Source organism: Elusimicrobiaceae bacterium (assembly GCA_028700325.1).
In the GTDB taxonomy this organism is placed as follows: domain Bacteria; phylum Elusimicrobiota; class Elusimicrobia; order Elusimicrobiales; family Elusimicrobiaceae; genus JAQVSV01.
This window is the reverse complement of the sequence record JAQVSV010000013.1, coordinates 17,030-42,685: the sequence shown is the minus strand read 5'-3', so window position 1 is coordinate 42,685 and position 25,656 is coordinate 17,030. Positions and strand designations below refer to the sequence as shown.

Annotated in this window: 22 protein-coding genes and 1 pseudogene; 19 read left to right on the top strand and 4 right to left on the bottom strand. The window is 58.2% G+C overall.

All coding sequences use genetic code 11. The features are described from left to right. The 3 genes from PHW69_03185 to PHW69_03175 all read right to left on the bottom strand — a co-directional run. Positions 1–453 (bottom strand): hypothetical protein (locus PHW69_03185; protein MDD4004191.1); only part of this gene is annotated, 453 nt, incomplete at its 3' end. A gap of 13 nt (positions 454–466) precedes the next feature. Then, entirely contained in the window at positions 467–841 is a 375-nt protein-coding gene (locus tag PHW69_03180) for a response regulator (GenBank protein ID MDD4004190.1), read from the bottom strand. Further along, positions 838–3,378 (bottom strand): ATP-binding protein, encoded by a 2,541-nt coding sequence (locus PHW69_03175; GenBank protein MDD4004189.1) that lies wholly within the window; start codon positions 3,376–3,378, stop codon positions 838–840. Before PHW69_03175 ends, PHW69_03180 begins: the two co-directional genes overlap by 4 nt. 398 nt (positions 3,379–3,776) lie before the next feature. On the opposite strand from PHW69_03175, the gene PHW69_03170 reads away from it, so the two are divergent. The 11 genes from PHW69_03170 to PHW69_03120 all read left to right on the top strand — a co-directional run bounded on the left by PHW69_03170 (position 3,777) and on the right by PHW69_03120 (position 17,811). Further along, positions 3,777–5,162 (top strand): clostripain-related cysteine peptidase, encoded by a 1,386-nt coding sequence (locus PHW69_03170; protein MDD4004188.1) that lies wholly within the window; start codon positions 3,777–3,779, stop codon positions 5,160–5,162. A 120-nt stretch (positions 5,163–5,282) separates the two neighbouring features. Next, on the top strand, positions 5,283–6,059 hold the full coding sequence (locus tag PHW69_03165; protein ID MDD4004187.1) for a hypothetical protein: 777 nt from the start codon (positions 5,283–5,285) through the stop codon (positions 6,057–6,059). 162 nt (positions 6,060–6,221) lie between these two features. Then, a complete protein-coding gene (locus tag PHW69_03160) occupies positions 6,222–8,912 on the top strand; it encodes a hypothetical protein (GenBank protein MDD4004186.1) in 2,691 nt (896 codons plus the stop codon). Positions 8,913–8,921: 9 nt separating this feature from the next. Then, positions 8,922–9,845, top strand: coding sequence for a PorV/PorQ family protein (locus PHW69_03155; GenBank protein ID MDD4004185.1), 924 nt, complete (start codon positions 8,922–8,924; stop codon positions 9,843–9,845). A gap of 126 nt (positions 9,846–9,971) precedes the next feature. After that, entirely contained in the window at positions 9,972–10,781 is an 810-nt protein-coding gene (locus PHW69_03150; protein ID MDD4004184.1) for a DUF2877 domain-containing protein, read from the top strand. Next, a complete protein-coding gene (gene fdrA, locus PHW69_03145; protein ID MDD4004183.1) occupies positions 10,778–12,307 on the top strand; it encodes an acyl-CoA synthetase FdrA in 1,530 nt (509 codons plus the stop codon). The genes PHW69_03150 and fdrA overlap by 4 nt, the downstream gene beginning before the upstream one ends. A gap of 11 nt (positions 12,308–12,318) precedes the next feature. Beyond that, positions 12,319–13,722 carry a DUF1116 domain-containing protein gene (locus tag PHW69_03140; protein ID MDD4004182.1) on the top strand — a complete coding sequence of 468 codons (1,404 nt, stop codon included), beginning with the start codon at positions 12,319–12,321 and terminating at the stop codon, positions 13,720–13,722. 1 nt (position 13,723) lies between these two features. After that, positions 13,724–14,944, top strand: a complete 1,221-nt coding sequence (locus PHW69_03135; GenBank protein ID MDD4004181.1) for a sensor histidine kinase — start codon at positions 13,724–13,726, stop codon at positions 14,942–14,944. After that, on the top strand, positions 14,941–15,588 hold the full coding sequence (locus PHW69_03130) for a response regulator transcription factor (GenBank protein MDD4004180.1): 648 nt from the start codon (positions 14,941–14,943) through the stop codon (positions 15,586–15,588). Before PHW69_03135 ends, PHW69_03130 begins: the two co-directional genes overlap by 4 nt. Before the next feature lie 204 nt (positions 15,589–15,792). Beyond that, on the top strand, positions 15,793–17,004 hold the full coding sequence (locus PHW69_03125) for an ammonium transporter (GenBank protein ID MDD4004179.1): 1,212 nt from the start codon (positions 15,793–15,795) through the stop codon (positions 17,002–17,004). 63 nt (positions 17,005–17,067) lie between these two features. Then, entirely contained in the window at positions 17,068–17,811 is a 744-nt protein-coding gene (locus PHW69_03120; protein MDD4004178.1) for a hypothetical protein, read from the top strand. 89 nt (positions 17,812–17,900) lie between these two features. Here PHW69_03120 and PHW69_03115 read toward each other — a convergent pair whose 3' ends face one another. Beyond that, positions 17,901–19,994 carry a PAS domain S-box protein gene (locus PHW69_03115; protein MDD4004177.1) on the bottom strand — a complete coding sequence of 698 codons (2,094 nt, stop codon included), beginning with the start codon at positions 19,992–19,994 and terminating at the stop codon, positions 17,901–17,903. A 109-nt stretch (positions 19,995–20,103) separates the two neighbouring features. Here PHW69_03115 and PHW69_03110 point away from each other — a divergent pair. The 8 genes and pseudogenes from PHW69_03110 (at position 20,104) to PHW69_03075 (ending at position 25,651) form a co-directional block, all read left to right on the top strand. Beyond that, a pseudogene (locus PHW69_03110) lies at positions 20,104–20,829 on the top strand (Bax inhibitor-1/YccA family protein). A gap of 24 nt (positions 20,830–20,853) precedes the next feature. Further along, positions 20,854–21,303 (top strand): SH3 domain-containing protein, encoded by a 450-nt coding sequence (locus PHW69_03105; protein MDD4004176.1) that lies wholly within the window; start codon positions 20,854–20,856, stop codon positions 21,301–21,303. A gap of 150 nt (positions 21,304–21,453) precedes the next feature. Next, the gene (locus tag PHW69_03100; GenBank protein MDD4004175.1) at positions 21,454–22,266 is read left to right on the top strand and encodes a cyclase family protein; all 813 of its coding nucleotides are present in this window, start codon (positions 21,454–21,456) and stop codon (positions 22,264–22,266) included. 64 nt (positions 22,267–22,330) lie between these two features. Further along, complete coding sequence (locus PHW69_03095) at positions 22,331–22,975, top strand: ATP-binding protein (protein MDD4004174.1); 645 nt, start codon at positions 22,331–22,333, stop codon at positions 22,973–22,975. Beyond that, positions 22,972–23,706: a hypothetical protein gene (locus tag PHW69_03090; protein ID MDD4004173.1), complete on the top strand. Its 735-nt coding sequence runs from the start codon at positions 22,972–22,974 to the stop codon at positions 23,704–23,706. Before PHW69_03095 ends, PHW69_03090 begins: the two co-directional genes overlap by 4 nt. A gap of 10 nt (positions 23,707–23,716) precedes the next feature. Beyond that, a complete protein-coding gene (locus PHW69_03085; protein MDD4004172.1) occupies positions 23,717–24,253 on the top strand; it encodes a hypothetical protein in 537 nt (178 codons plus the stop codon). Between the two features lie 11 nt (positions 24,254–24,264). After that, positions 24,265–25,152: a xanthine dehydrogenase family protein subunit M gene (locus tag PHW69_03080; GenBank protein MDD4004171.1), complete on the top strand. Its 888-nt coding sequence runs from the start codon at positions 24,265–24,267 to the stop codon at positions 25,150–25,152. Between the two features lie 10 nt (positions 25,153–25,162). Then, entirely contained in the window at positions 25,163–25,651 is a 489-nt protein-coding gene (locus PHW69_03075) for a (2Fe-2S)-binding protein (GenBank protein MDD4004170.1), read from the top strand. The last annotated feature ends 5 nt before the right edge of the window (positions 25,652–25,656 follow it).

Sequence of the window (25,656 nt, the reverse complement as noted above, 5' to 3'; positions counted from 1 at the left end):
CGCCAGCGGTATCCCGATAAAACTGAGCACGATATCGTTGGCCGCGGGCAGGCCGAGCCGGTTTACGGCGGCGGCGACAGCGGCGGCGAGCGGCAGATAAAGCCAGCCGGACAGTCTGGTTTTGCCGCGCGGGTTCCGCCTGATGCCTTCAAGCAGAAACCAGAACGCAAGCCAGAGCGTCAGGATGCGTGACGCCATGATCAGATCGCCGTTTTTCAGAAACCCGATTTTGTAGAAATTGCTTCGCGCGTCAAGAAAACTCGTGTCATACAGGCCAGCCCATTCATAAATTCCGCAGGCGACAAGAAACATGGCGGTCCATTTGACCAGCGGCTTGTCCTTGCAGGCGCCGGAGAAGCTGAGCAGCGTTATTGAAAGCACTATAAGGCTCAGACCGGACACAAAACACAGATAATCGGGGCAGCGCAGTGTCAGATGGGCCAGAATGTTCATAAACCGGTTCGCCTCACCGCTCTCCGAGCAGGGCATCAAGAACGGCGACAAGGTGTTCCTGTTCGCACGGCTTGGTTAAAAACTCCTGCGCACCGGCCGCGAGCACCCGTTTCTTGAATTCCTCGCTGCCGGCGGAAAGCACGATAATCGGCAGATTCCGGAACCGGTCGTCCGTCCGCACGGCGGAACAAAGCCCTTCCACGCTCATATCCGGCAGATTCATGTCGGTTAAAATAAGGTCCGGGCCAAGCTGCCCGAGCAGGCGCAGGCCGTCGCGTGCGCTCCGCGCCGATACCACGTCATACCCCGCTTTTTTGAGCCGGAAAGCCATGATCACCAGAATGTCCGGTTCATCATCAATGATCAGTACCCGTTTCTGTCCGGTCATACGGAATTGCGCCTTGCGTAATGCGCGATTGTTTCCAGCACACCCGTCCGCGTGAGCGGTTTCGTCAGATATCTGTCGCAGCCCAGTTCCAGCGCGCGCTGCTGTTCCTCGCTTGTGGAATAGGCCGACAGAACCACGATGGGCGTGCGCGGCAGATTTCCTTCCTGTTCATGCTCGCGGATCAGCCGGGTGGCGGTATAACCGTCCATGACCGGCATCTGGATATCCATCAGGATCAGATCGAACCGTTCCCGCCGGAACGCCTCCACCGCCTCTTTGCCGTTATAACATTCCGTCAGCGTGTGAGACTGTTTTTTGAGAAACGCGCGGATGATCATGATATTATCCCGGGAATCCTCGACAATAAGAATCTTCAGTTTCCTGCCCGAATGTTCGTTTTCCGGGGCCGGCGTTTCTGCGGCAGGTGACGCCGGCGCGGCGAAAAGCGGAATTTCCAGCCAGAACCGGCTGCCTTCATTTTCACGGCTATGCGCGTAAATGCTGCCGCGCATCAGCCGGGCAAACTGTTGTGAAAGATTGAGCCCGAGCCCTGTTCCGCCGTACAGTTTGCCGCAATTGCCATGCAGCTGGGAAAACTTGCCGAACAGCAGCGACTGTTTCTCCAGAGGGATTCCGGTGCCTGTGTCCGTAACGGTGAAATTCAGCAGATCCGGCTTGCCCGCCGCCGCGCTTCTGGTTACCGCAAGAGCCACATGCCCCTGCTCGGTAAATTTTATCGCGTTATCAAGAAGATTAAACAGGATCTGGCGCAGGCGCGTGGCGTCGGCCACAATCGTATCCGGCACGTCGGGCCCGATAGTCAGCCGCAGTTCGATATGCTTGCGCCCGGCTTTGACGCTCATCATCCCGCATACGCTTTCAACCAGTTCGCGCACGTCAAATACTGTTTCGTCCAGCGTCATTCTGCCCGCTTCGATTTTCGACAGGTCAAGGATGTCATTTGCGATCAGCAGCAGATTGTCGCTCGCGTTTTTCAGCACCTGGATAAAGGTTTTCTGTTCGGGCGCCAGCTCCGTTTCGCCAAGCAGCACCGCCATATTGCAGACTATATTGAGCGGATTGCGGATCTCGTGGCTCATGCCCGAAAGGAAATCGCTTTTGGCGCGGTTGGCCTCGTCGGCCGCCCGCTTGGCCTTGTCGGCCCGTTCGGTGGTTTCCTTAAGTTCCGTAATATCGGTTGCGGTGAGCAGTATCACATCGCGGCCGTCCCACCAGGAAATCCAGCGGCTTACCGCAATATGCCAGCGGTTGCCGGACGTGCTGAAAAAGTTGAACGGCGCGTCCGCCGCTGAAGAAGACGGCAGAATAATGTCATGGCTGCCCAGAAAAGCCCGGTAGTCGCGGTCTCCCGCCGGCCCGAATACGCCTTCGGCAAAACGGTTGGCGAACACCAGTTTACCTGTCGCAATATCGAAAACCACCACCGCCGAATCAATATTGTTAAGCAATGAAATAAAATGCCGGTATTGGATTTCCAGCCGGTCCTGCGCGGCCCGTATTACTTCATAGCGGCGGGTGTTTTCAATCCCCAGCCCGCAGATCTGCGCGACCAGAAACGAAATGTTCAGATAGTAATTGATCCGTTCGGGATATTTTACGCCGTCCACTTCCACCGCCGCCAGCGGGCCGCTGTTGCCGGAAATTTTAAGACCGAACCCGGTTTCGCCGATCTGATAGAAATCGGCGTCGCCGGTCATTCTGCCGGCAATTTCGCCGCAATCGCAGGCGGCTTGCGGCAGGTGTCTGATTTGGTCCGGATTTTTCAAATCAATAAAGGAAATGCGCGCCGGTTCGAAAAGGCGGGAAAACAGCATGAACAGCTGATTGATTATCTCGCGTTCGGACTTCTGGCCCGTAAGTCCCGCGATGAATTCAAGAGTCACGCTATAATGGGAGAGCAGAACCCGGCGTTCGGCGAGTGACTGGCGCGCTTCCTTCAGATCCGTTTGCAGTTCGTCTTCCCGCACGGCCGAAACCAGAGTCTGACGCAAAACATCCAGGCCGACAAACACCGTTTCCGCTGGCAGGCCGGTAAATTCCGAAAATTCTTTCAGCAGCCGTTCCGCATCCGGCAGCACGCCGGTATCAAACAGCGCCAGCCCTGAATATTTTTCCCTGTACGATGCTTTGGAGGAAACGGAATCGTGCCCGTTTTCCCGCATGGCGGACAGCCAGCCGGGCGTGAGCGGACATTTCTTCCGGGCCAGCGCATGCGCCACCATTTCTCTGCCGGCCACGAGTTCGGCGCAGTTTTCAAAACGCCGGACGACAGCGTTGGCCAGCCGCTGCGGCGGTTCGCCCAGGCCGTCAAGGCATTTGCAGCCGTACAGATGAACTTTCGCGGGCCCGCGCGCGGGCAGCTGTTTCTCGATAGCCGCCCACCGCATGCCGCAGTCCCGGCAATCCGCGCAGCCGCTGACCGGTATAACGCCTTCAAGCCCGGCTGTTTTCACCGCCGCCGCCAATTCGGAACGGAGAAAACCGCATGCCGCCACATAAATTTTTTTATGCGCCATCTGTTATTGTCCCGATGCTTTAAATGCCCCGCCTGATCCGCAACGGCTAGTCTACAACTTTGCCAATGCCGGCGCAATGTGCTTATTGCCGGAGCGCGGGACGCTGCCTGTCTTCGTCTGGCCTGCCGCCGGAACCGGTTCAATTTTTCCCGGCATCTGCACCGCAAGCCGGCACAGGCATGGGAAATGACTTGCGTTCGGCGGGCGCTTTTTGCAAGAATGGAAAGCGGCTGTTTTCCGCGGCGGGCTGCAATATGGGATGTTGCGGATTGCCGCGTGAGAATAGGTCTTAAGTCCCGCGGGAAATTGGGGCTTTTGCCGCATGTGCGCAAAGTGCGTGACGGATATAACATATAATCTGCTTTCGATGTCAGGAGCGAGTGATGAGAATTGCGGCATTGGCTGTATTGGTTGCGGCATACTGCAGTCCGGGTTTTTCGCTGGGAGATTTCGGTTACATAAGCGCCAGACAGGTTGCGGACCGGTTCGCTGATTCCGGGGCCGCCATTCCTGTTGTGAAAGAGGAAAAACAGTCCGCCGCCGTTTCGGCGCGGAAAACGAAAGACTGGACCGTGATGGTTTATATGAATGGAAAGAGCAACGTCGAACCGTTCGCTCTGGCCGACATGAACAAACTGGAAGCTGCGGGCTCGTCCGACCGCGTCAACGTGGTGGTTGAAATGGGCCGCATGCGCGGTCAGGACAACGATACCGATGCCGACGGCGACTGGATCGGAGTTCGCCGTTACTATGTCGCCCGTGACAATGACCCTGAAAAAATCACGTCGCCCGTGCTGATGGATTTGGGCAGGTCCGACATGGGCAACTGGAAAAACGTGGCGGCTTTTGTCAAATGGACAAAAGCAAACTATCCCGCCGAAAAATATATTCTGGTTTTGTGGGATCACGGCTGGGGCTGGATTGACCCGCCGGCGTCGTGGCGGGAAAACGGGTCCGGCGGACGCTCCATCTCGCATGATTTCGAGAACCAGAGTTATATTAAAACGACCGAGCTGAAGCCGCTTTTTGAAACCATCGGGCATCTTGATGTTTACGCCAGCATGGCCTGCTTCATGCAGATGATGGAAGTGGCGTATGAATTCAAGAGCTCGCCGGACGTGATAGTGGGTTCTGAAGAAGTGATCCAGCTGGCGAGTTTCGATTTTGAAGCGATCATCGCCGCGCTCAGCGCCAAACCCGGCATGAACGCCGAAGCGGCTGGCAAAGTGTTCACCAAAACGTTCCACAGCCTTTATACCCGCCCCGATATTGCCGACCAGCTGGTGCAGACGAAATACGGCGTGCAGCTGTCCGCCATTCGCGCGGCCAGGCTGGAAGGGCTGGCGAAATTGCTGGACGGGTGGACAGAACTGGTTCGTCAGGCGGACAATGCGGGCGCGCTGAAAGCCGCGCTGAACGGGGTAGTGCGCTTTGAGGTGGGCGATGACGCGACGGATCCCCAAAAACTCATCTCGCCCTACGCCGACCTGTATAATTTCGCGGACCTGTTCGCCGACGCGTTGCCGCGGGACGAACGGTACGCGCCGGTCAGGGCAAAAACGGCGGAACTGCTTTCTTACATACGCTCCGCGCTTGTGATAGACAATGTGTATTCAAGCAAAGACCGGACCGGCAAGGACTATAAAAACACGCACGGCATAGCCATCACTGTTCCCGGCATGCCGGGAACGCTGGTGGACGCGTCCAACCGTTACGAATCGCTCAGTTTCGCGCAGGCTTCCAGCTGGGGCCGGTTCATGGAATATCTTAAGCTTTACCGGTAACTTCATCGCTTGGAATAAAGGCGGGAGCCCTGAGCTCCCGCCTTTGCTGTTTGAATCAGGCCGGTTTGTTAAAGTGCGGCGTATTTTGGTTAAATATAGGCACAGCACAAGGAGCTCACCATGAAAATCGCGCTTTGCCAGTTCGATATGGCCTGGGAAGACAAGCGGACCAACAAAACCAGAATTTCCGAATTGATGGAAAACTGCGGCAGAACAGCCGAGATAGACTGGATAATCTTTCCGGAGATGACGCTTACCGGCTTCACAATGAATACCGCGGCGGCGGAGCTGGACGAATCCGACCTCGCTTTTTTCAGCGATTTCGCCCGCAAATACAACACCTGGGTTTCATTCGGCGGCGTTATTGACCGCAACAACCGCCTTGTCACCTTTAACCGCAAAGGCGAAAAGATTAACGAATACAGCAAGATACACCAGTACGCGTTCGGCGGCGAAAGCGAGCATTACACGCCCGGCAGCGAGATGACCTCGTTTGATCTTGAAGGCATGACCGTATGCCCCACAATCTGTTTCGACCTGCGGTTCCCGTATCTGTTCTGGGAAGTGTCTGAAAAAGTGGACATTTTCGTGAATATAGCTGTCTGGCCCGCGCGCCGCGCCGACCATTACACCACGCTCGTGCGTGCCCGCGCCACTGAAAACCAGTGTTACTGCATCGGGGTGGACCGCACCGGCACCGAGCCGTTCGGAGAAAAAACTATTGAGTTCAGCGGCAATTCAAGCGTTGTGGACCCGCTGGGCCGGGTGCTGCTTGACTGCGGCACGCAGGACGGCATCCACATCTGCGAAACTCCCGTGGAAAAAGACAAAGTGACCACTACACGGCAGCGGTTTCCTTTTTACAAGGAAAAGCGATCCGACTACAGACGGATCTGATTTCAAAAACCAGAACAGCAAAGCCAGGCCGGAGTTCGACAACTCCGGCCTGGCTTTGTGCTAGAATTAGGTGTCGCGATGCTTTTAAACATCTTTCATCATCGGTCTGTCATCACAGCTCACTGCATAACATGTCGCGCGGGGAACAATTAAGGAGAATACATGCGAAAATATTTTTTTGCGGTATTGGGGCTGCTGGCCGCCGGAGGAATTTCACACGGCCTTGAAGCCAACTGGCAAACGATGAATCTTGCCGGCGGGAAAATCCATATGCTTGCCATGGATCCCAATGACAATGACATTCTGCTGGCGGCCGGAGCGCAAAGCGTTTATCGCTCCATTGACGCCGGGAACACCTGGTCGGCGGTGCTTAACGGGATAAAACCGGCAGCCGTGTCGTTCGCGCCCGGTCAGGCAGGCCGCGCCTACGCAAACAGTTCCTATGCCGGAGCCACCTACCGCAGCGACGATTCCGGCGCGACGTGGGTATTCGTTTCCTCCATGAACATTCCTTATGCCGCAGTTGCCATAGGAATGCCGGCAGATCCGGCCGACGCGCGTTTGATATATGGCGCCGACAATGAAACCCGCGCTGTTTACAAAAGCGCCGGGGGCGGCAATGGCGACTGGGTTTCCATCCACTCGCTGGCGGATGACGGCAGCGTCATAACGCAGTTAATCGCGCCCTCAACGGGCACCGTCTGCTTTACCGTGGCAAAAACCGGCTACGGCAACAGCGGCGCGGTTTATTGCAGCACCGATACGGGAACGACATGGAACAGCACGGTTACGCTGTCCGTGTTTTCGCTGGCGGCGAATCCCGGAAACCCCGCCGATCTCTACGCGGGAGGATATCAGACCGTGCTCAGAAGCACAGATTCCGGCGCCACCTGGGCCGGGATTGACGTGTCAGGCACGTTCGGCCCCGGCCTGTACGATTCGGATAATGACAAATCGCTTTTCAGAATAGTGGTCAAAAGCACCGGCGATGTTGTCGCTTGCAACGGCGGCACCTGCTACGAAAGCGTAAACGGCGGCTTGAACTGGGGAACCGGGTTCGTTATTGACTCAACCCTTTCAAACAACAGCTTCGCGGCGGACGGCGACGGCTCGCTTCTGTATTCCGCCGGCGGCAATACGCTCTATATCGCCGACGGCTATAGCGGAGCCGCGCTGTACAAAAAAACCGGCTCCGGCAGTTTCGAAACCAGCAATGGCGGACTGTATAACGTGAGTTTCTCCGGCCTGCTCCATGATCCCGTCAACAGCAGCAGAATTTACGCGACCAGCGGCGCTGATTTTTACGCCAGCACTGATTCCGGCACTGTATGGACGCAGCGTTATTTCGACGGGTTTCGCGCGGGCGCGCCGGACTGGTATGAAGCAATGACCGTAGATACCGACGGCACTCTTTACGCCGGCATAAATGGCGTCGTGTACGCAAGCGCCGACGCCGGCCTGAGCTGGAACGCCGTGTACACTTTCGATACCGGGGATGTGGGCAATATCATGTCGCTGGTTTTCGACCCGAAAGATCTCTCCCGCCAGACCTTATATCTGGGAACAGGGCTGGGCGGGCAGGAAAATATCGCCGCCGGGCTTTACAAAAGCATTGACAAAGGCGGCGACTGGGCCCAGATCTACATAAACGGCTCGACTTCCACCGTAACCCATATCGCACTGTCCACCACAACGCCGGGTTTGATGTATGCGGCAAGCTACCCGGATTACATTCATGACGAAAACACCGCTTACCTTTACAAAACCATCAACGGCGGCGCCAGCTGGACCCGCATCGAACAACCGCTGGACGACACCACCGGCCTGCCGGGCGGTTCCATAAACACACTCCAGCTCGACCCGGATTATGACGGCACGCTCTATGCCGCCAACGAGTGGAATGTAATGCGGAGCACGGATTCCGGCGCCAGCTGGTCGCGGCTTTATTACGACGCCAACGGCGGCATAAAGAAATTCCTGCTGGCGCGCGGCGCCGACGGCGCGCGGCTCATGCATATCGGCCTGGACGATAAAATCTACACGAGCATTAACGAAGGCGCCGACTGGACGCTGTTCGGCAGCGGGTTTAACGGAGTGAAGACACTGGCGTCCGGTTCGCTGTACGCGGGCACGGACGCGGGGCTTTTCAAATCCGAAGTGAACGCGTCCAACATCTCCACCACAACAGCCACGCTGCTGGTTTCAACAGGCACATCGGGCGCCACGCTTGCGGTTAATATTCCGCCCGCGGCGTTCGGAAGCGGAGTAAGCGTAATGACAAGCCTGCTCGATATCAGCACCCGCGCGTTTGCCGCTCTCACGCCCACCGCGCTGGGCATCTCGGTGCAGACCAGCATTTCCACCCAGCCCGCCGTGCCGGTCACTTTGACTTTCAATTATGAAAACAGCGACGTGTCGGGGCTCGACACCGGCCAGCTGGTGATCGTAACGCTCAGCACTTCCGTGGCGGCGGGCTATGAGGTGCTTGCTTCCACCGCTTATCCGCTGCTTAAGAAAGTGGTGGCGACAACATCGCATTTCTCGGACTTTGCGCTCGCGGCATATACCGGCTCCGGCTCCGCTCCGGCGGCGAACCCCAAAGCCTATCCCGTTCCGTTCAATCCGATGACGCAGGCGGGCATGAATTTCATCAATCTTGGCGCGAACAGCAGAGTGCAGATATTCAACGTCGTCGGCCAGCTGATACGCAGTTTCGAAGCTTCGGCTTCCGGCACCGCTGTCTGGGACGGAAAGAACAGCGGCGGCAAAACGGTCGCCAGCGGGGTCTACATCGCGCTGCTTAAAAACCAGGCCCAGTCTGCCTGCCGGCTCAAGATAGCCGTTGAGAAATAGGAGAGCGTCATGAAAACAAACAACCAATTCTCCTTGATTATAGCGGGCGTCCTGCTGATCTGCTGCGCGGGGCGGGCCGAAGCGGCTTTTTCGGGCGACGACGCGGGCACTTCCGCCGCGCAGTTTCTCAAACTCGGGCCCGGCGCGCGCGCCGCAGGCATGGGCGGAGCGTTTACCGCCGTGGCCGGCGATTCCGGCGCAATCTACTGGAACCCCGCGGGCCTGGCGGGCCTGACCAGCCAGCACGCCGCTTTCACCCACGCGCAGATGTTTGAAGACATCCGCTACGAATGGGCCTCTTATGCGCTGCCAGTCTGGGGCGGCGCACTGGCGGCTGGCGTGCAGTATCTTTCATACGGCGATGTGGACGCGTTTGACGCAAACGGCAATACCGAGGGAGTCATTCATCCCGGCGATCTGGCGGTTTCGCTCGGGTTCGGGCATAAACTGCTGGGGCTGGACGCGGGCGCAAGCCTGAAATACATCTCCTCGCAAATCCGCAGCAAGGCTACGGCTTTCGCGGCGGACGCGGGAGTGCGCTACAGTATTTCCGGCCTTACGCTTGGCCTGAATCTTCAGAACATGGGATCCGGCATGAAATATGTGAATGAAAGCGACCCGCTTCCGTTCACTATCCGGGGCGGAGCGGCTTGCATGATAGCCGATACGGTGCTGGTGTCGGCCGACGCGGTCGCCCCGCGCGACGGCGGCGTTTACGGCGCGTTCGGCGCGGAATGCGCCAGAGAGATCGGTGCGGCGCTCAAAGCCGCGCTGCGCGCGGGCTACAGCACCGAAAGCCATGAACTCGACGGCACAAAAGGCTTCGCGCTCGGACTGGGGCTCGACTATCGCAGTTATTCGCTCGACTACGCCTATTCGCCGATGGGAGATCTGGGCGGTGTGAACCGGTTCAGCGTAGGCATGTCGTTCTGAATAAAAAGATATTGGTTCCGAACCGCCCGGCCCGCAAGGCCGGGCGGTTTGCTGTATTGCGGGCCGGTGGCGCGGCCTCCGGCCCGGGGACTTTATCGCCGCGGCGATAAATTGTACCATACAGAAATGAAACTGCTCCGCCACGGCGACGCGATCGCACCCGGCATGTACAAACTGCATTCCGCTTTCGATACCGCCGTTAATTTTGAGCGGAATGGCAGCATTGTTTCCGCCGTTTTGCCGGAACCGGACGGCGCGGGCGCGGGGCCGGTCAATATGGTGTTTGACGATATTGAACCGCTTAAAACAGCGGCCGGACTGGCGGTAACACCGGACAGTTTCGCGTTTCCGTCCGGCATTTTTCGCCGCGAAGCGGATTCCCGCTATAATTCCGCGCTCATTCTGCCGGGCGGCGGGTTCAGGCGCATAACGCAGTCGCTTCCGCTTATCAAAAAAACCTTGCTGGAATGCGCGCCGGGAAAAAGCCTCGCCGTATTGCTGGACCCCGGGCGGGAACACAATTTCACCGCCGCGTTTGACGCGGCGTTTCTGGCCCGCGCAAAGGAAAACCTGGCGGCGGGCAATCTTGCGGGATTTAAGGGGCTGGGAGCCGGGCTTACCCCAGCGGGCGACGATTTTATCACCGGCGTGCTGTGCGGGCTGGGCGCGGCGGCGGCCGGCGGCACGCCAAACACGGTCCGCCGCAGCGAAATTCTCAAATCCGCGCTGGGCGGCAACCCGCTTTCCAACACGTTTTTGCGGTGCGCCGCGCAGGGCCGTTATTTCGCGCGCTTTAAAACAATGCTGGAAACCGCGGCGGAAGAAGACGCTGCGGCGCTCGCGCCGCTGGTTCAAGCCGCCGTGAATTTCGGCAATACTTCCGGCGCGGACACTCTGGCGGGGCTGGTTTGCTATTTTGAAGGGAGGTTTAAATGATAACCAAAGGACTGATTAAAAAAGGCGAATATTTCGACTCCGTTTCGCTGATGCTGGTGGCCCGGAAGGTAACCGCGCTTGACGGCATCAAAGACTGCTCGATAGTAATGGGCACCGCTGAAAACCGCGCTATTCTGGCTAATTCCGGCATGCTGCTGGACCTGTTTAAAAACGCGCTCGACTCCGACCTGCTGATCGCCGTAAGCGCGGGAACAGGCGAACAGGCCGACGACGCTATCGCAAAGGCTCAGGAATTCATGGCCCAATCGGGCAAAACCGAAACTGCGAACACGGAATTCAAACCCCGGTCTACGGAAGGCGCGCTCAAAATCATTCCGCAGGCGAACCTGTGCCTGATTTCAGTGGCGGGCAAATACGCCGCCGCCGTGGCAAGGGACGCGCTGGAACGCGGACTTAACGTGATGCTGTTTTCGGACAACGTGCCGGTGGCGAGCGAAGTCGAGCTGAAGAAATACGCTCAGGCGCGCGATCTTATCGTAATGGGCCCGGATTGCGGAACCGCCATCATCAACGGCGTGCCGCTGGCGTTCGCCAACGCCGTAAACCGCGGCGATATCGGCGCGGTGGCCGCCGCCGGAACGGGCCTGCAGGAAGTCACCGCCCTTATTTCCAACGCGGGCGCGGGGATCAGCCAGGCGATCGGGACCGGCGGGCGCGACGTGAAACAGGAGGTCGGCGGAATAGCGTTTCTTCAGGGGCTGGAGGCCTTGATAAAGGATCCCGGCACAAAAATCATCCTTTTGGTTTCCAAACCGCCGCACCGCGAAGTTATGGCTAAAATTTCCGAGCTCGCCAGAACCGCGGGAAAACCGGTGGTTGGAGTATTTCTTGGCGGCAATCCGGACAGCCTGAAAGAATGCGGCATTACCGTCTGCCGCACGCTGGAAGACGCGGCTTATGCGGCAGTCGCGCTGTCGCGCGGCGAAAAGCCGGCCGCGGCGGCTGATTCCGCATCCTTGCAGAAACTCGCCGCGGCAGAGCGCGCAAACAAGCGGCCCGGCCGGAAATACGTGCGCGGCCTGTTCAGCGGAGGCACCTTCTGCAGCGAGGCGCAGGTAATTATGGAACCAGCGCTCGGAACGGTTTATTCCAACGTTCCGCTCAGCAAAACCAACCGGCTTGAAAGCGCGCTCACGAGCCGGGAACATACGGTGGTGGACATGGGCGACGATGAATTTACCGTGGGGCGTCCGCACCCGATGATTGATTTCTCGCTTCGCAACAGGCGCATAGCGCAGGAAGCCGCCGACCCCACGACAAGCGTGATCCTGCTGGATGTGGTTATCGGCTACGGCTCGAACATGGCTCCGCTGGACGAACTGGGCCCGGTTATCCGCGCGGCGAAAAAAGCGGACGCCTCGCTTTCCATAGTCTGTTCCGTTACCGGCACGGATAAAGATCCCCAGTGCCGGAAAAAAGTGGCGGCCGGGCTTGAAGACGCCGGCGCGCTGGTAATGCCGTCGAACGCGGCGGCCTGCCGGCTGGCCGCGTTTATCGCGAAGTAAAGGAGAATTTTATGGCGCTTGATAAACTTTTGAAAAAGGAACTTGCCGTAGTCAATATAGGGCTGAAATCTTTTACCGACGCGCTGGACGCTGCGGCCTGCCCCTCCGCTCAGGTGGAGTGGAAGCCGCCCGTCGAGGTCGCTGCGGGCACGCTGGAAACACTGCGCGCGCACGCGGCCGAAATAGCCGAAGCGAACGCCCATGCGCTTGCAATCATGCTTAAAGGCAAGCCCGTGCTTGCGGGGCTGGATGTGGCGGGCAACGTGGTGCCGGGCATGAAAAAAAACCTGCTTCTGCACGCCGGGCCGCCGGTAACGTGGGAAAAAATGTGCGGGCCCATGCGGGGCGCGGTTATCGGCGCGCTTATCTATGAACGGCTCGCAAAAACCCCGAAGGCGGCGGAAAAACTGGCCGCTTCCGGCAAGATCGGTTTCTCGCCATGCCATGAACATGCTGCGGTGGGCCCGATGGCGGGCATAGTGTCGTATTCGATGCCGGTGTTTGTTGTAAAAAACGAAACCGGCGGCAATAAAGCCTACAGCACCATGAACGAGGGGCTGGGCAAGGTGCTGCGGTACGGCGCGTTCAGCCCGGAAGTGATCACCCGGCTGAGGTGGATGGAGAAAACGCTTTATCCCGCGCTGAAAAAAGCGGTCGCGCATACCGGCGGGATTGACCTTAAAACGCTGATCGCGCAGGCGCTGCACATGGGCGATGAAGTGCATAACCGAAACCGGGCCGGCACGTCGCTGCTGTACCGCGCGCTCGCGCCGGCGGTGGTGGAAACCGGCAGAAGCGCGAAAACCACGGCGGCTGTCCTGAATTTCATCAACGGCAACGACCATTTCTTTCTGAATCTCTCGATGGCCGCGTGCAAAGCGGTGCTCGACGCGGCGCGCAACGTGCCCAAAAGCAGCCTTGCCGTGGCAATGGCGCGCAACGGCACTGAATTCGGAATCCAGCTGGCGGGCACGGGCGGCCGCTGGTTCACCGGCCCCGCGCTGGTGCCGGACGCGCTTTATTTTGCCGGTTTTTCCAAAGCGGACGCCAACCCCGACATAGGCGACAGCGCGATTACCGAAACCGGCTCGCTCGGAGGGTTCGCCATCGCGGCCGCGCCCGCGATCGTGCAGTTTGTGGGCGGCACCGCCGCCGACGCGCTTAACTACACCCTGCAGATGTATGAAATAACCGCGGGCGAAAACAACGCCTATCAGATTCCCTACCTCAATTTCCGCGGCACGCCCACGGGCATTGACTCGATAAAAGTGGTGGAAAAAGGCATTTTCCCCTTTATAGACACCGGCGTGGCGCACAAGGATCCCGGAATAGGGCAGGTGGGCGCGGGGGTTGTAAGCGCGCCGGCCGAACCGTTTAAAAAAGCGGTTGAGGGGCTGGCCGAAACTTTCCGGTAATATGCAAAAAAAACGGTCCGGCGCAAAAAACGACATGCGGATTCTCCATGACCTGCGCGAGCGGGTCAAGGAACTTACCGCTTTGCACCAGACCGCTAGAATCCAGCAGGACAACAGCAAATCCATCGCCGAAGTGTTTCAGGAAACGGTGCGTGTCATCCCGCCCGCGTGGCAGTATCCGCGGCATACGGCGGCCCGCATCGTTTTCGGCGGGCGCGAATTCCGTACCGACGGGATTGCGGTAACGCGGGGGAAACAGTCGGCGGAGTTTGTCACCGCCAAGCGCAAAAAAGGCTTGATCGAGGTATATTACCTCAAAAAGTTTCCGGCTGAAACCGAAGGCCCGTTTCTGGCGGAGGAACGCAATCTCATCAATTCGCTGGCGGAGATCCTGCGCTCGTGCGCCGAACGCAGGGAAGCGGCCCAAGCTCTTTTGCGGGCCAGCCGCCAGCTGGAACGCCGGGTGCGCCAGCGCACCGCCGCGCTGCAGAGGCTTAACATAGCGCTGGAAGCCGAAATAGCCGTGCGCAAACGCGCGGAGAAGGAAAACCGGCTGTATCAGGAGCAGCTGAGTTCGCTGGCGTCGGAACTGTCGCTTACGGAAGAACGCGAACGCCGCGCCATCGCCGCCGACCTGCATGACCATATAGGGCAGACTCTGGCTACCGCCAAAATCAAGCTCGCGGAGCTGCTGCGGCCCGGCACCGCCGGCCCCCAGCAATGCAGGCAGGCATACGCGCTTATCGAAGAAGCCATCCAGTACACCCGGTCGCTTACGTTCGAGTTAAGCTCGCCGATCCTGTACGAACTGGGGTTCGAGGCGGCGGTGGAGTCGCTGGCGGAGCAGCTGCAGGAAAAATACGGTTTTAAAATTGCCGTTACCGACGACGGAGAGCGAAAACCGCTGTCGGAAGAAGTGTCGGTGTTCCTTTTCAAAGCGGTGCGGGAACTGCTTGTAAATTCCGCCAAACACGCCGACGCGAAAAACGTGGCTATAGCACTGCGCCGCCGCGCCCGCCATATCGAGATAACGGTGCGGGACGACGGCTCCGGCTTCAAGCCCCGCGCGCCCGGCAAGCGCTACGACGGGTTCGGGCTGTTCAGCATCCGCGAGCGGCTGGGCCGGGTGGGTGGCGAAATGCGGATTGACTCGGACCTGCCGAAAGGCGCGCTGATAACGCTGTCTGCGCCGCTTAAAGCGCGCGCGAGGAAAAAAACATGAACGCGAAGATAATAATCTGCGACGACCATAAAATTTTCCGCGAGGGCCTGCGCACGCTTATCGAAAAAGAGACCGGGTTTTCTGTCATCGCCGAAGCGGACGACGGTGTGCAGGCGGTCGAACTGGCCCGGAAACTTCTGCCCGACGTGGTGATTATGGATATCTCCATGCCGCGCCTTAACGGCATAGAGGCGGCGCGCAAAATCCTCGCGCATAACAGGCACGTCAAGATAATCGCGCTTTCCATGCATGCCGACCGCAGGTTCGTCAAGCAGCTGTTCACCGCCGGCGCGCGCGCCTATCTGCTGAAGGACGCGGCGTTCGGCGAACTGTCCTGCGCGATCAACGCCGTACGCAACGGAAAAACCTATCTGAGCACCGCAATAGCCGACGTGATAGTGCGGGATTATATCGTGCAGCCCGCCGTGCCGGGCAAAACCGTTTTCTCTCAGCTGACCGACCGGGAGCGCGAGGTGCTTCAGCTTTTCGCCGAAGGCCGCTCCACCAAGCAGATAGCCACCCAGCTCAAACTGAGCGTAAAAACCATCGAAACACACCGCAAGCAGATAATGGAAAAACTGGACATCCACAGCATCGCAGGACTCACCAAGTATGCCATACGTGAGGGAATAACCGCCCTGTAATAAGGCTTTTGGAACAGGGTTATCAGGGAACCCCTGATTGTTGAGCCTTCCGCATTAAATTATCCTTACTTGACGGGCAGCCCCGCCGGACCGGGCGCCCGATTTGACTGCCCTCTGACACTGATCGCGCGGCTGTTTCGCGTTGCGGCGCGCTTTCAGGCGCGCTCTGTTCAGGCTGCGGGCAACTTTACCAAGGAGATACCAATGTTCGACACAGGAAATACCGGGTTCATGCTGGTGGCCACCAGTCTGGTCATGCTCATGACTCCGGGCCTCGCGTTTTTCTACGGCGGGCTGGTGGGCCGCAAAAACGTACTGGCGATCATGATACAGAGCTTCGTTTCACTTGGCGTCACGACGGTGTTGTGGTATATCTGCGGCTACTCGCTGTGCTTCAGCGGCGGAGAAGGCGCAATTATCGGAAACCTTAACAACGCCTTTATGGCGGGCATCAATCCCACCGACGCCTTCACAGGCTCAAGCAGCATCCCGCTGCTGGTGTTTTTCGCTTACCAGATGATGTTCGCCCAGATCACCCCCGCGCTTATCACAGGCGCGTTCACCAACCGGGTGCGTTTTCCCGCGTACCTCATCTTCCTCGTTGGCTGGCTGCTGTTTGTTTATTTCCCGCTGGCGCATATGGTGTGGGGCGGCGGACTGCTGGCCAAATGGGGCGTGCTTGATTTCGCGGGCGGCATCGTGGTTCACGCGAGCGCGGGCTTCGCGGCTCTGGCCTCGGTGTTTTTCGTCGGCAAACGCCGGGTGGTCGAGAACGGCGCGCACAGCATCCCGCTTGTCGCGCTGGGCACGGGGCTTCTGTGGTTCGGCTGGTACGGGTTCAACGCCGGAAGCGAACTGAAAGTTGACGCGGTGACCGCGCTGGCTTTCGTAAACACCGATGTTGCCGCTTCGTTCGCGGCGATCACCTGGCTGGCGATCGCGTGGTATATCGAAAAGAAACCCAAGCTCGTCGGCCTGCTGACAGGCTCGATAGCGGGGCTGGCCACCATCACGCCCGCCGCAGGTTATGTGACTACGACCAGCGCGGTTATTATCGGCATCGCCTCCAGCGCTATCTGCTACATAGCGGTGAATCTCAAGAACAAGCTGGCCTGGGACGACGCGCTTGATGTCTGGGGCGTGCACGGCATGGGCGGCGTGGTAGGCGTGATAGCGCTGGGCCTATTCGCGACCACTTCGGTCAACTCCGCCGGCGCTGACGGGCTGCTGTCCGGCAACAGCGCTTTCTTTTTCAAGCAGCTTGCGGCCGTAGCCGGCACCGCGGTTTATGCGTTCCTGTTCACTTACGCGATGCTCTGGGCGATTGACAAAGTCACCCCGGTCCGCACCTCTGAAAAAGAGGAATCGGGCATGGACGAAGAGCAGCACGGAGAAACCGCCTATCTGCATAACTAGGATCTCATTTTCCGGGTCCGCCCCGTTGAAACGCGGCGGACCCGGGCAACTTCAGGAGCCAACATGAAAAAAACCATAAGCGCAATGCTGTTTACGGCGGCCGCGCTGCTGTCGCCTTCGGCGTATGCCACGCCATCCACCCAGATCTGGATCCCGTCAACCGATATCCAGAAATATAAAACCGTGCATTTAAACCTCGACAGCTATCTGGTAATGCAAAACAACGCCGACGGCACCCGCAAGGCGCCGCAGAGCGTAATCGGGCCGACGGTGGGCATCCTGCCGTTCGAGAAAATCCAGATGGAAGCCGGCGTTGACCTGATCTATCAGGGCAGCGCCGCGCTTGACAATTATCCGCTTTATCTGCACGGCAAGGTCGGCACGCCCGAGGACGCATGGTTCACCCACTCGCCCGCCGTGGCGGTCGGACTCTACAACGCCGGCGTCAAAAAAGACCTGACCAACCAGAATATGTTCTACGGACTGGCGGCGAAAACGCTGCCTGTTGCAGGCAGGCTGTCGGCCGGTTATTACATCGGCAACGATAAAGTGCTGCTGGACGAAAAAGGCGACAAGGCCAGCGACGGCCTGCTTCTTTCGTGGGACCGCACCATGAAGGAAATATCCGACAAGCTGTGGTTCTGCGTGGATTATCAGGGCGGGCAGTCCGCGCTAGGCGCGCTCAACTTCGGATTCTCGTGGGCCTTCAGCGAAAATACCAGCGTGCTGTTCGGGTACGATGTGTTCAACAATAAGGATGCCGCAGGCAAAAATACCGCCACGGTGCAGGTGGACATCAATTTCTGATCTCCGCGGTTAACGCCAGATCCTGACAGGCGGCAACACCCGCATGCGCGGCTCGCAGGAGCCGCGCATGTGTTTGAAACCGGAGTCGGTCAAGGCGTGCCGGAACGGCGCCTGGTGAACGCGGACAGGCAGGCCGCCGCAATCTCGCCGGCCGATACGGGTTTTGCCAGCTTCAGATCATACAGCCCGGTTTCATCAACGGGTGTTTCGCAGCCGGAATCCAGCACTATTATTACCGGCGGGTTTTTAAGGGCTTTGCGCAAAAACCCGGCGGCTTCGGCGGCGGTGAGGCCCTGCATATCCTCGTTAAAAACGGCGATATCGAATTCGCCGCGCAGTATCTCGGCGATCGCCTCGGATGCGTTCTGAAAAAAATCCGCCTGCGCGCCGGATTCCGCCAGCGCTGGCGCGAACGATTCCATAAATCCCGTGTCCGGATGCACCGCGATAATCCGCACTTCCTGCGTAAACACGGCCGTTTCTCCGGTCACAAAACTTTTCGCTTCAGGAAGGCGTGGTTTTCTCACAAAAGCCGGCGCGCGGCCCGGTTCCGCGGGCACGGTCAAACGGTACAGCCGGTCACCATTCCCGTTTTTTTCGCTTTCCACCGAAAAACCGTGCAAATGAGCCATGAAAACCGCCAGCGACAGATAAGGATTATGCCGGTGCGGCTGACCGGTTTCTATGGTCGCTTTGATTTCGGAAGCGGGCGTAGTGTCGTTGAAAGCGGTGATTTCGAAAACCAGCCGGCCCCCGGCCTCTCCGGTGCCGGACAGGTATTCGGCCCGGATCTCAATTGCCGAATCGCGCGTGCGGGCGGCGGCGTTGCGCGCGATATTGGCCGTAACCGCCATCGCCTGCCGGCCCCGCCCGAACAGCGTGACCGGCAGATCCGGCGCGGTGGCTATCCGTATTGAAAGCCGCTTGCCCGTGCTGGAGGTGTGCTTTATGCGTTTGACCGCCCAGGCAATAATATCGTGCGGTGAAAAATCGGCTACCGTCTGGCCCGCCTTGCCCCGGCGCGAACGCAGCGCTATTTCCGCCACCGCGCCGTTAAGCCGCTCCGATACCGCGCGTACGCTTTCCGAAGCCAGGTGAGCGCCTGACAGAATGGAGCCCGCATCGGAAAGCCGTTTGCCCAGTTCCCGCACAAACCGCTCTTTTTCCTCATTTTCGCGGGTCGCCGTTTCCAGGCGGTAGCGCGCTTCGTCCTCGCTCATCTTGCGTCTGGCGATATCACGCGCCACGACAGTGTAAGCCGGGCGGCCTTTGTAGAGCAGGTTTCCCAGCACCAGTTCCACATCCAGATGTTTGCCGTTTTTCAGCTGGATGCGGGTTTCCAGCGTGGCTGGCAGTTTCGCGCCTTTGATGCGCAGTGCGTGGCGGTGCGCCAGCTCCTGTCTCAACTCGGGTATGACAAGCGTAAGAAAATCCATGCCGAGCAGTTCCTTTTCCGCATAACCCGACATGGTGGAAGCGGCTTTGTTGGCGTATTTTATCATGCCGTCCTGCAGCAGGATAATGGCGTCAAAACTTTCGTCAATAAGCTGGGAGGAGGCACGCAGTATTTCCCGGTCGCGTTCCGTTACTCCCGCCATGACGGCGAACAGCACCCCGCCGGTGCAGAGCCCGGCGGCGTTGAACGTGGAGGTGACGTCGAGATCAGCCAGAAATACGCCGTCGTCTTTGCGAAGGAGTTCAGCGTCCGGTATGGAACAGTTGGCGGATTCGGAACCGCGCAACAGCTTCATCACCCTTACGGAGGTGTCGCCGGCCATTAATTCGCCGGCCATTTTGCCGGCCAGTTCCGCGCTGGTGTAGCCAAGCATTTTTTCCAGCGCGGGGTTGGCCTGCATCACAAGTCCGTCTTCATCAAACACCAGTGCGCCGCGCGAAATTTCATCGAATACCGCCAGACCGGAACCGGCGGCGGATACGGCCTTGCACCCGGAAACCGGCTCCGCTCCATCCACAAAATATCCCAAATCCTGTTTATAAAGCCCCGCGAACCGGCGCAGCTGCACAATATCAACGCGCACCTGCCCGGCTTCGGCTTTTGATATGTATGACTGGGTGACTCCCATGAGCCGGGCCACGTCGGCCTGGCTGAGTCCGGTCGTTTTGCGGGCCTGTTTAAGACGTTCCGTAAGTTTGCGGAAATTGCGGGTTTGCAGACGTTTCATAGACGCATATTTTATCATAGTATTCCATATTAGAATATCCTTTTTTGAAAAATACGGTCAAAGTGCTATAATACTTCCATAGCGTAACGCATTGCGAAGCGAGGGTATAATGCAGACTTCAAATCCGGTTTGGCGCAAAGACGTTTTCAACACATACAGTGTGCAGGGCTCGGCGGAAGTGATGACTGTTGACGGCGCGGTCAACAAAATATTCGCCCTGCTCCTGATCACCATTGCCGCGACAGCGCTGGTGTGGATGAACCCCGCAGTTTCCATCCTTGGCATGGTCGGTGCGGTGGCGGGGCTGGTAATCGCGCTCATTATCTCGTTCAAGCCCGTTACGGCCAGTTACCTGGCGCCGGTGTATGCGGTATGCGAAGGCTTGTTTCTGGGCATGATAACCATGGCTTTCAACGCTCAGTATCCCGGGCTGCCGGTCAAAGCGGCGGTGGGCACGTTCGGGGCGCTTGCCTGCATGCTGGGCGTGTACAAAAGCGGCCTTATAAAAGTCGGCAGCAGATTCCGCATAATCATGGCTGGCGCGGTGGGCGGAATAATGCTGATCTACATCGCCAGCATGGTGCTGGGATTTTTCGGGCACAGTCTTTCAATCATCACCGGTTCCGGCCCGGCGGGCATCATTTTCAGCGTGGTGGTGTGCGGCGTGGCGGCGTTCAGCCTGATGATGGATTTCGATATGATCGAACGCGGCACCCGGCAGGGCGCGCCCAAATTCATGGAATAGTACGCCTCTTTCGCCACACTGGTTACGATCATATGGCTGTATGTGGAAATGCTGCGCCTGCTCGCCAAACTTTCCAGTAACCGCAATTAAAACCGCATTTATAGGGGTGAACCAGTGAAACCGATTAAAATATTGCTGATAGCGCTGGCCTGTGCCGCAATTTTTTCCGGACCGGTTTTGTGCGCGGAACTATTGAGCGTCAGAACAAGCGCGGTAAACGTGCGCTCAGGCCCCGGCACACGCTATCCCGCGCAGTGGAAAGCGTGGAAATTCACGCCGCTTTTAGTGCTGGAGCGCAAAGGCGCATGGGTGCATGTGCGGGATTTTGAAAACGTGCGCGGCTGGGTTTCCGCCGGCACGCTGGTAAAAACGCCTACGGTAACAGTAAAATCAGCCGCCGCCAGGGTGCGCGCCGCGCCAAAAGCCAGCAGCGAGGTTTTGTGGGAAGTGGACCGGGAATATTCCTTCAAGGTGCTGGGCAAAAGGAAAGGCTGGGTTCATGTGTCCGACGATGAGGGAACCGAAGGCTGGATAGCGGCAAGCCTTCTGTGGGGCGCAATCTGAAACACGCCGGTTTTCGCAGCGAAAAGCCCGCCCGGTCCGGCGGGCTTTTTCAACCGGAACCGGAGACAGAGAGCTTGCAAAGGAAAACGCTTTATAATAACATACACATATACGATGGGCTTACAGCAGGTTTACAGTCGAGGAGCACTCATGAAAAACGCAGACTTCCTTAAACTGATGGGCAAAGCAAAAATGTTCGATCTGACCCAGCCGCTGAGCGTGCATACCCCGCCGTGGCCGAGCTATATGCCGCTTTCGATACAGTATTTCAAACGCATTGCCGGCGCGCACATGGGCCAGGGCGCTAACGGGCAGATCATCCAGACCAGCAACCACGTCGGCACCCATATGGACGGCGAGATACACTTTCACTCCTGCGGCCGCGCGATCGGAGCGGTGCCGCTCAACGAATGGGTGGGCGAAGGCGTAGTGGTTGATATTTCCGATTCCGTGGGCGATTACGATCTTTACGAGCCGGATCTGCTCATGAGCAGGGCCGATATCCGCAAAGGCGACATCCTTATTATAAACACCGGCTATAACCGCTACGCGTGGGACCAGCCTAAAGCCGACGAGCTGCGCTATTTTACAAAGCACCCGGGCCCCGGGCCGGAGTTCCACAAGTGGGCGCTCAAGATGAAATTCAAATGGATCGGGGTGGACTGCGGCAGCGCGGATCACCCGATGAACACCATCATCCGCAACTGGCATCCCAAACTGTTCGCCGAAGCGGAAGCGAAGCTGCAGAAAACATACGGCAAGGCGTGGGACGAAATGTTTCCGCAGGATGTCTATTATCAGGTAATGCACCTCAAGCTGTTCCCGGCGCGGATTGTGCATGCCGAGAATCTCGGAGGCGACATCAATAAGCTGAGCAACCAGCGCGCGTGGATCGGCGCGTTTCCGCTGAGAGGCATCGAGCTGGAATCTTCCATGTGCAGAATTACAGCCTGGCAAGGGTAGCGCCTGGCTGCTTTTCCCGGACTGCCGGTTTCGGCAGTCCGGGTTTTTATTTTGACGAGGTTACATGGGCGCCATACCCACATCCGAACTGCCGGGCCACAAACAGCTGCATGAACGCGTTTGCGCGGCTATTGACCGGTGCCAGGAATCGCAGGATATAGAATTCAAGGAATCCGCGGCCTGGGACACGCTGAAACATAAAATAATCCGCACCGCGCTGGGCATGGGCAACCTGCGCGACGGGGGGATTATCGTCATCGGCGTTTCGGAACGCAATAACGTGTGGAAACGCACCGGCATCCGCTCGGAACACCTCAGCACATACGACAGCGATATCGTGGTGGATCAGGTGAACGCCTATGTGTCGCCTTATGTGGATCTCGATGTCGTGCTGATAAAACACCAGCAGCTGCGCTATCTGGCGATCTATGTGCATGAATTCCGGGAAACTCCGCTTGTCTGCAAAAAAAACGGGCCGGATAATGAAGAAATGCACAAGGGCAGCATTTACATCCGCACGCCCGGCAAACCGCAGACCACCCAGATCATGGACGCGAACCAGATGCACGATCTGCTGGATCTGGCGGTTGAAAAACGGGTGCGCCGCCTGATCGAGATGTTCCGGCAGATAGGCATTGCCGACGCCGCCCGAGCCGACGCCCAGCGCGCGGAAATGCGGAAATTCGACGAGGAGCTGGGCGGTTTATGACCGGACAGCTTCCCGTAAACGTGACCGAGGTGCCGCACTGGCGGGTGCTTATCCGGCCCGACCTGTACCGTCCGGAACGGATTAAAACGCTCGCCGAATGCAAAAACATCATCGAAAACACCAGCGTGAAACTGCGCGGGTGGCATTACCCGTACGTCAGTTCCAAACTGCCGGAGCGGGGCCACGGGCTGGACTGGGTGGCTTCGTGGACCTCCGACAGCGGGCATCTGGAATACTGGCGGTTTTACCAGAGCGGCCAGTTCCTGCATCTGTTTTCGCTCAGGGAAACCATGGATCAGCGCTGGCAGTCCGCGCTCAAGGCGCGCATGCTGAAAAACTGCGGGCCGGATCAGCTTCGGAACCTGGAAGCGGCGCGCGGATTTATCTCGATCGAAAATTTCATCTACCGCATGACGGAGATTTTCGAGTTCGCCGCCCGACTTGCCACGCAGGAAATTTACAAAGGCAGCCTGTATGTGGAAGTGGAGCTTAAAGGCATAGGCGGGTTTGTGCTTTCCAGCGACAGCCGCGACGTGTGGAACCGTTATTATTCCGCCGCCGAGAACGAACTGGGCCAGAACTGGAAAATAGCCTGCCGCGACATCATTTCCAACAGCCCGCACTACGCGCTTAAGGCGTGCGCGTGGTTTTTTGAACGGTTCGGGTGGCTGCCGCCCGCGCCTGAAATCATCAAACGGGAGCAGGAAATATTCCTGTCCCGCTCATTATAACGGAGGCTCAATGTCCAGATTCGACCAGCTGTGCAAAGCATACTCGAAAGCCCGCAAAAACTATTTCGATTACCGGGAGGACTGCACGGCTTTCACCGCATGGCTGATGTCGGGCCTGCTGACCTATCTTGACTGTCCCGCCGACCAGCTTCGCTACTTTCCGCTTAAAGGCGAACTGCGCCCCGGGCATACCTACACGCTGATGGGCGCCATGGATCTGGAGGAAGACACTTACTGGCATTTCGGCGTAGGCCTCACTCTCTACGAGAAAAAAGATAAAACCCCGCAGGAAACCGTGGTGTTCGAGTTCATGATCAAGCGCAACGAAAAATCCTATACCGTAAAGATGGACACTGGCGGGCACGAATATCATATCGGCAACGAAGACATGTCCGCCGCGCATAAACTTTATGAGGCTATTTTCGATGAAATCCGCGACAGTTATACCGCCGGACTCCAGCATTTCCTGGAGCAGGATGAAACCGCGCGGAAAATAGGCTTCTGCCAGGACGAAAAAAAACCCAAAATCAAACCGGACGTGAAATAAACGGAGCTGCCATGCCGATAACACATGAATTCGAATTTCTGCGCCCCTCCAGCCTTGGCGACGCGCTGAGCCTGCTGGCGGACCGGAGCGGGATCAAACCGCTCGCCGGCGGCACTGATCTGATCGTGCGCCTGAAAAACGGGCAGGACACGCCTTCCGCCGTGATGGACCTCAAACAGCTGCCGGAGCTGGGCGGACTGGCGGTTAAAGACGGCGTGCTGACAATCGGCGCGGGAGTGACGTTTGCCGAACTGATAGAATCGCCCCTGATCAGAAAACACTACCCGCTGCTCGCCGAAGCCGCGCAGACCGTGGCTTCCGGCGGAGTGCGCAACCGCGCTACGCTGGCGGGCAACATCGTGTCGGCCGTGCCGTCGTGCGACAGCGCGACCTGCCTGCTTGTTTGCGACGCCTCGGTAATGGCGGTTTCAGCCCGGGGCGAACGGGCCATTCCGATAACGGAGTGGTTTTCAGGCCCCCGCTCAACCGCGCTCCAACCAGACGAACTGGTCAAATGCGTCCGGATCACGCTGCCGGAAAAGAAAACGGGCGGCTGTTATGTAAAACTGGCGCGCTACAACGGAGAAGATCTGGCGCAGGCGGGCGTGTCGGTTCTGGTGGATTCCGCCAAAAATTACCGCGTGGCGTTAAGCGCCGTCTGCCCGGCGCCCAAACGGCTGCGCAAAACGGAAATTTTTTTGAAAGGCAAGCGTCCGACCGATAAAACCCTGTCGGAAGCGGTGAAGCTGGTCGCGCTTGAAGTCTGCGCGATAACCGACATCCGCGCCACGGTCGAATACCGCGCGCACATGACCGGAATCATGTTCAAACGCTGCGCCGCCGCGGCGTTCGCGCGGCTGGAAGGCAAAGGTCCGCGCTACGGCGAAAAACTGGTATAGGACATTATCCATGAAAACAGAGATAACTTTCAGGCTTAACGGCATCGAACGGTCGCTTTTTGTGGAACCGAACGACGTGCTTATTGACGTGCTGCGCACCAGGCTCGGCATCAAAAGCCCCAAAATCGGCTGCGATCAGGGCGACTGCGGCACCTGCACCGTTTTCTTTAACGGCAAAACCGTGCGCAGCTGCCTTGTGCTGGCGATCGAGGCGGACGGCGGCGAAATAGTCACGCTCGAGGGGCTCAGCGAAAACGGCCCCACGCCGCTTCAGCGGGCGTTCGCAGATCGCAACGCGTTCCAGTGCGGATTCTGCGCGCCCGGCATAATACTGTCGGCCACGGAACTGCTGCAAAAGAACCCCGAACCCGACCGCCACGAAATACAGGAGGCGATAGCGGGCAATCTCTGCCGGTGCACCGGCTATACGCCCGTTATTGACGTGATAGCCGAAGTGGCCGCTAAAAAAACCGCCGGCAAAAACCGGAAATCCAGATAACAGAG

Coding starts and splice junctions, on each gene's coding strand:
- PHW69_03085 (MDD4004172.1), top strand. CDS start 23,717: ATGTCCAGATTCGACCAGCTGTGCAAAGCATACTCGAAAGCCCGCAAA.
- PHW69_03100 (MDD4004175.1), top strand. CDS start 21,454: ATGAAAAACGCAGACTTCCTTAAACTGATGGGCAAAGCAAAAATGTTC.
- PHW69_03075 (MDD4004170.1), top strand. CDS start 25,163: ATGAAAACAGAGATAACTTTCAGGCTTAACGGCATCGAACGGTCGCTT.
- fdrA (MDD4004183.1), top strand. CDS start 10,778: ATGATAACCAAAGGACTGATTAAAAAAGGCGAATATTTCGACTCCGTT.
- PHW69_03130 (MDD4004180.1), top strand. CDS start 14,941: ATGAACGCGAAGATAATAATCTGCGACGACCATAAAATTTTCCGCGAG.
- PHW69_03115 (MDD4004177.1), bottom strand. CDS start 19,994: ATGAAACGTCTGCAAACCCGCAATTTCCGCAAACTTACGGAACGTCTT.
- PHW69_03165 (MDD4004187.1), top strand. CDS start 5,283: ATGAAAATCGCGCTTTGCCAGTTCGATATGGCCTGGGAAGACAAGCGG.
- PHW69_03080 (MDD4004171.1), top strand. CDS start 24,265: ATGCCGATAACACATGAATTCGAATTTCTGCGCCCCTCCAGCCTTGGC.
- PHW69_03140 (MDD4004182.1), top strand. CDS start 12,319: ATGGCGCTTGATAAACTTTTGAAAAAGGAACTTGCCGTAGTCAATATA.
- PHW69_03175 (MDD4004189.1), bottom strand. CDS start 3,378: ATGGCGCATAAAAAAATTTATGTGGCGGCATGCGGTTTTCTCCGTTCC.
- PHW69_03150 (MDD4004184.1), top strand. CDS start 9,972: ATGAAACTGCTCCGCCACGGCGACGCGATCGCACCCGGCATGTACAAA.
- PHW69_03125 (MDD4004179.1), top strand. CDS start 15,793: ATGTTCGACACAGGAAATACCGGGTTCATGCTGGTGGCCACCAGTCTG.
- PHW69_03135 (MDD4004181.1), top strand. CDS start 13,724: ATGCAAAAAAAACGGTCCGGCGCAAAAAACGACATGCGGATTCTCCAT.
- PHW69_03120 (MDD4004178.1), top strand. CDS start 17,068: ATGAAAAAAACCATAAGCGCAATGCTGTTTACGGCGGCCGCGCTGCTG.
- PHW69_03155 (MDD4004185.1), top strand. CDS start 8,922: ATGAAAACAAACAACCAATTCTCCTTGATTATAGCGGGCGTCCTGCTG.
- PHW69_03090 (MDD4004173.1), top strand. CDS start 22,972: ATGACCGGACAGCTTCCCGTAAACGTGACCGAGGTGCCGCACTGGCGG.
- PHW69_03160 (MDD4004186.1), top strand. CDS start 6,222: ATGCGAAAATATTTTTTTGCGGTATTGGGGCTGCTGGCCGCCGGAGGA.
- PHW69_03095 (MDD4004174.1), top strand. CDS start 22,331: ATGGGCGCCATACCCACATCCGAACTGCCGGGCCACAAACAGCTGCAT.
- PHW69_03180 (MDD4004190.1), bottom strand. CDS start 841: ATGACCGGACAGAAACGGGTACTGATCATTGATGATGAACCGGACATT.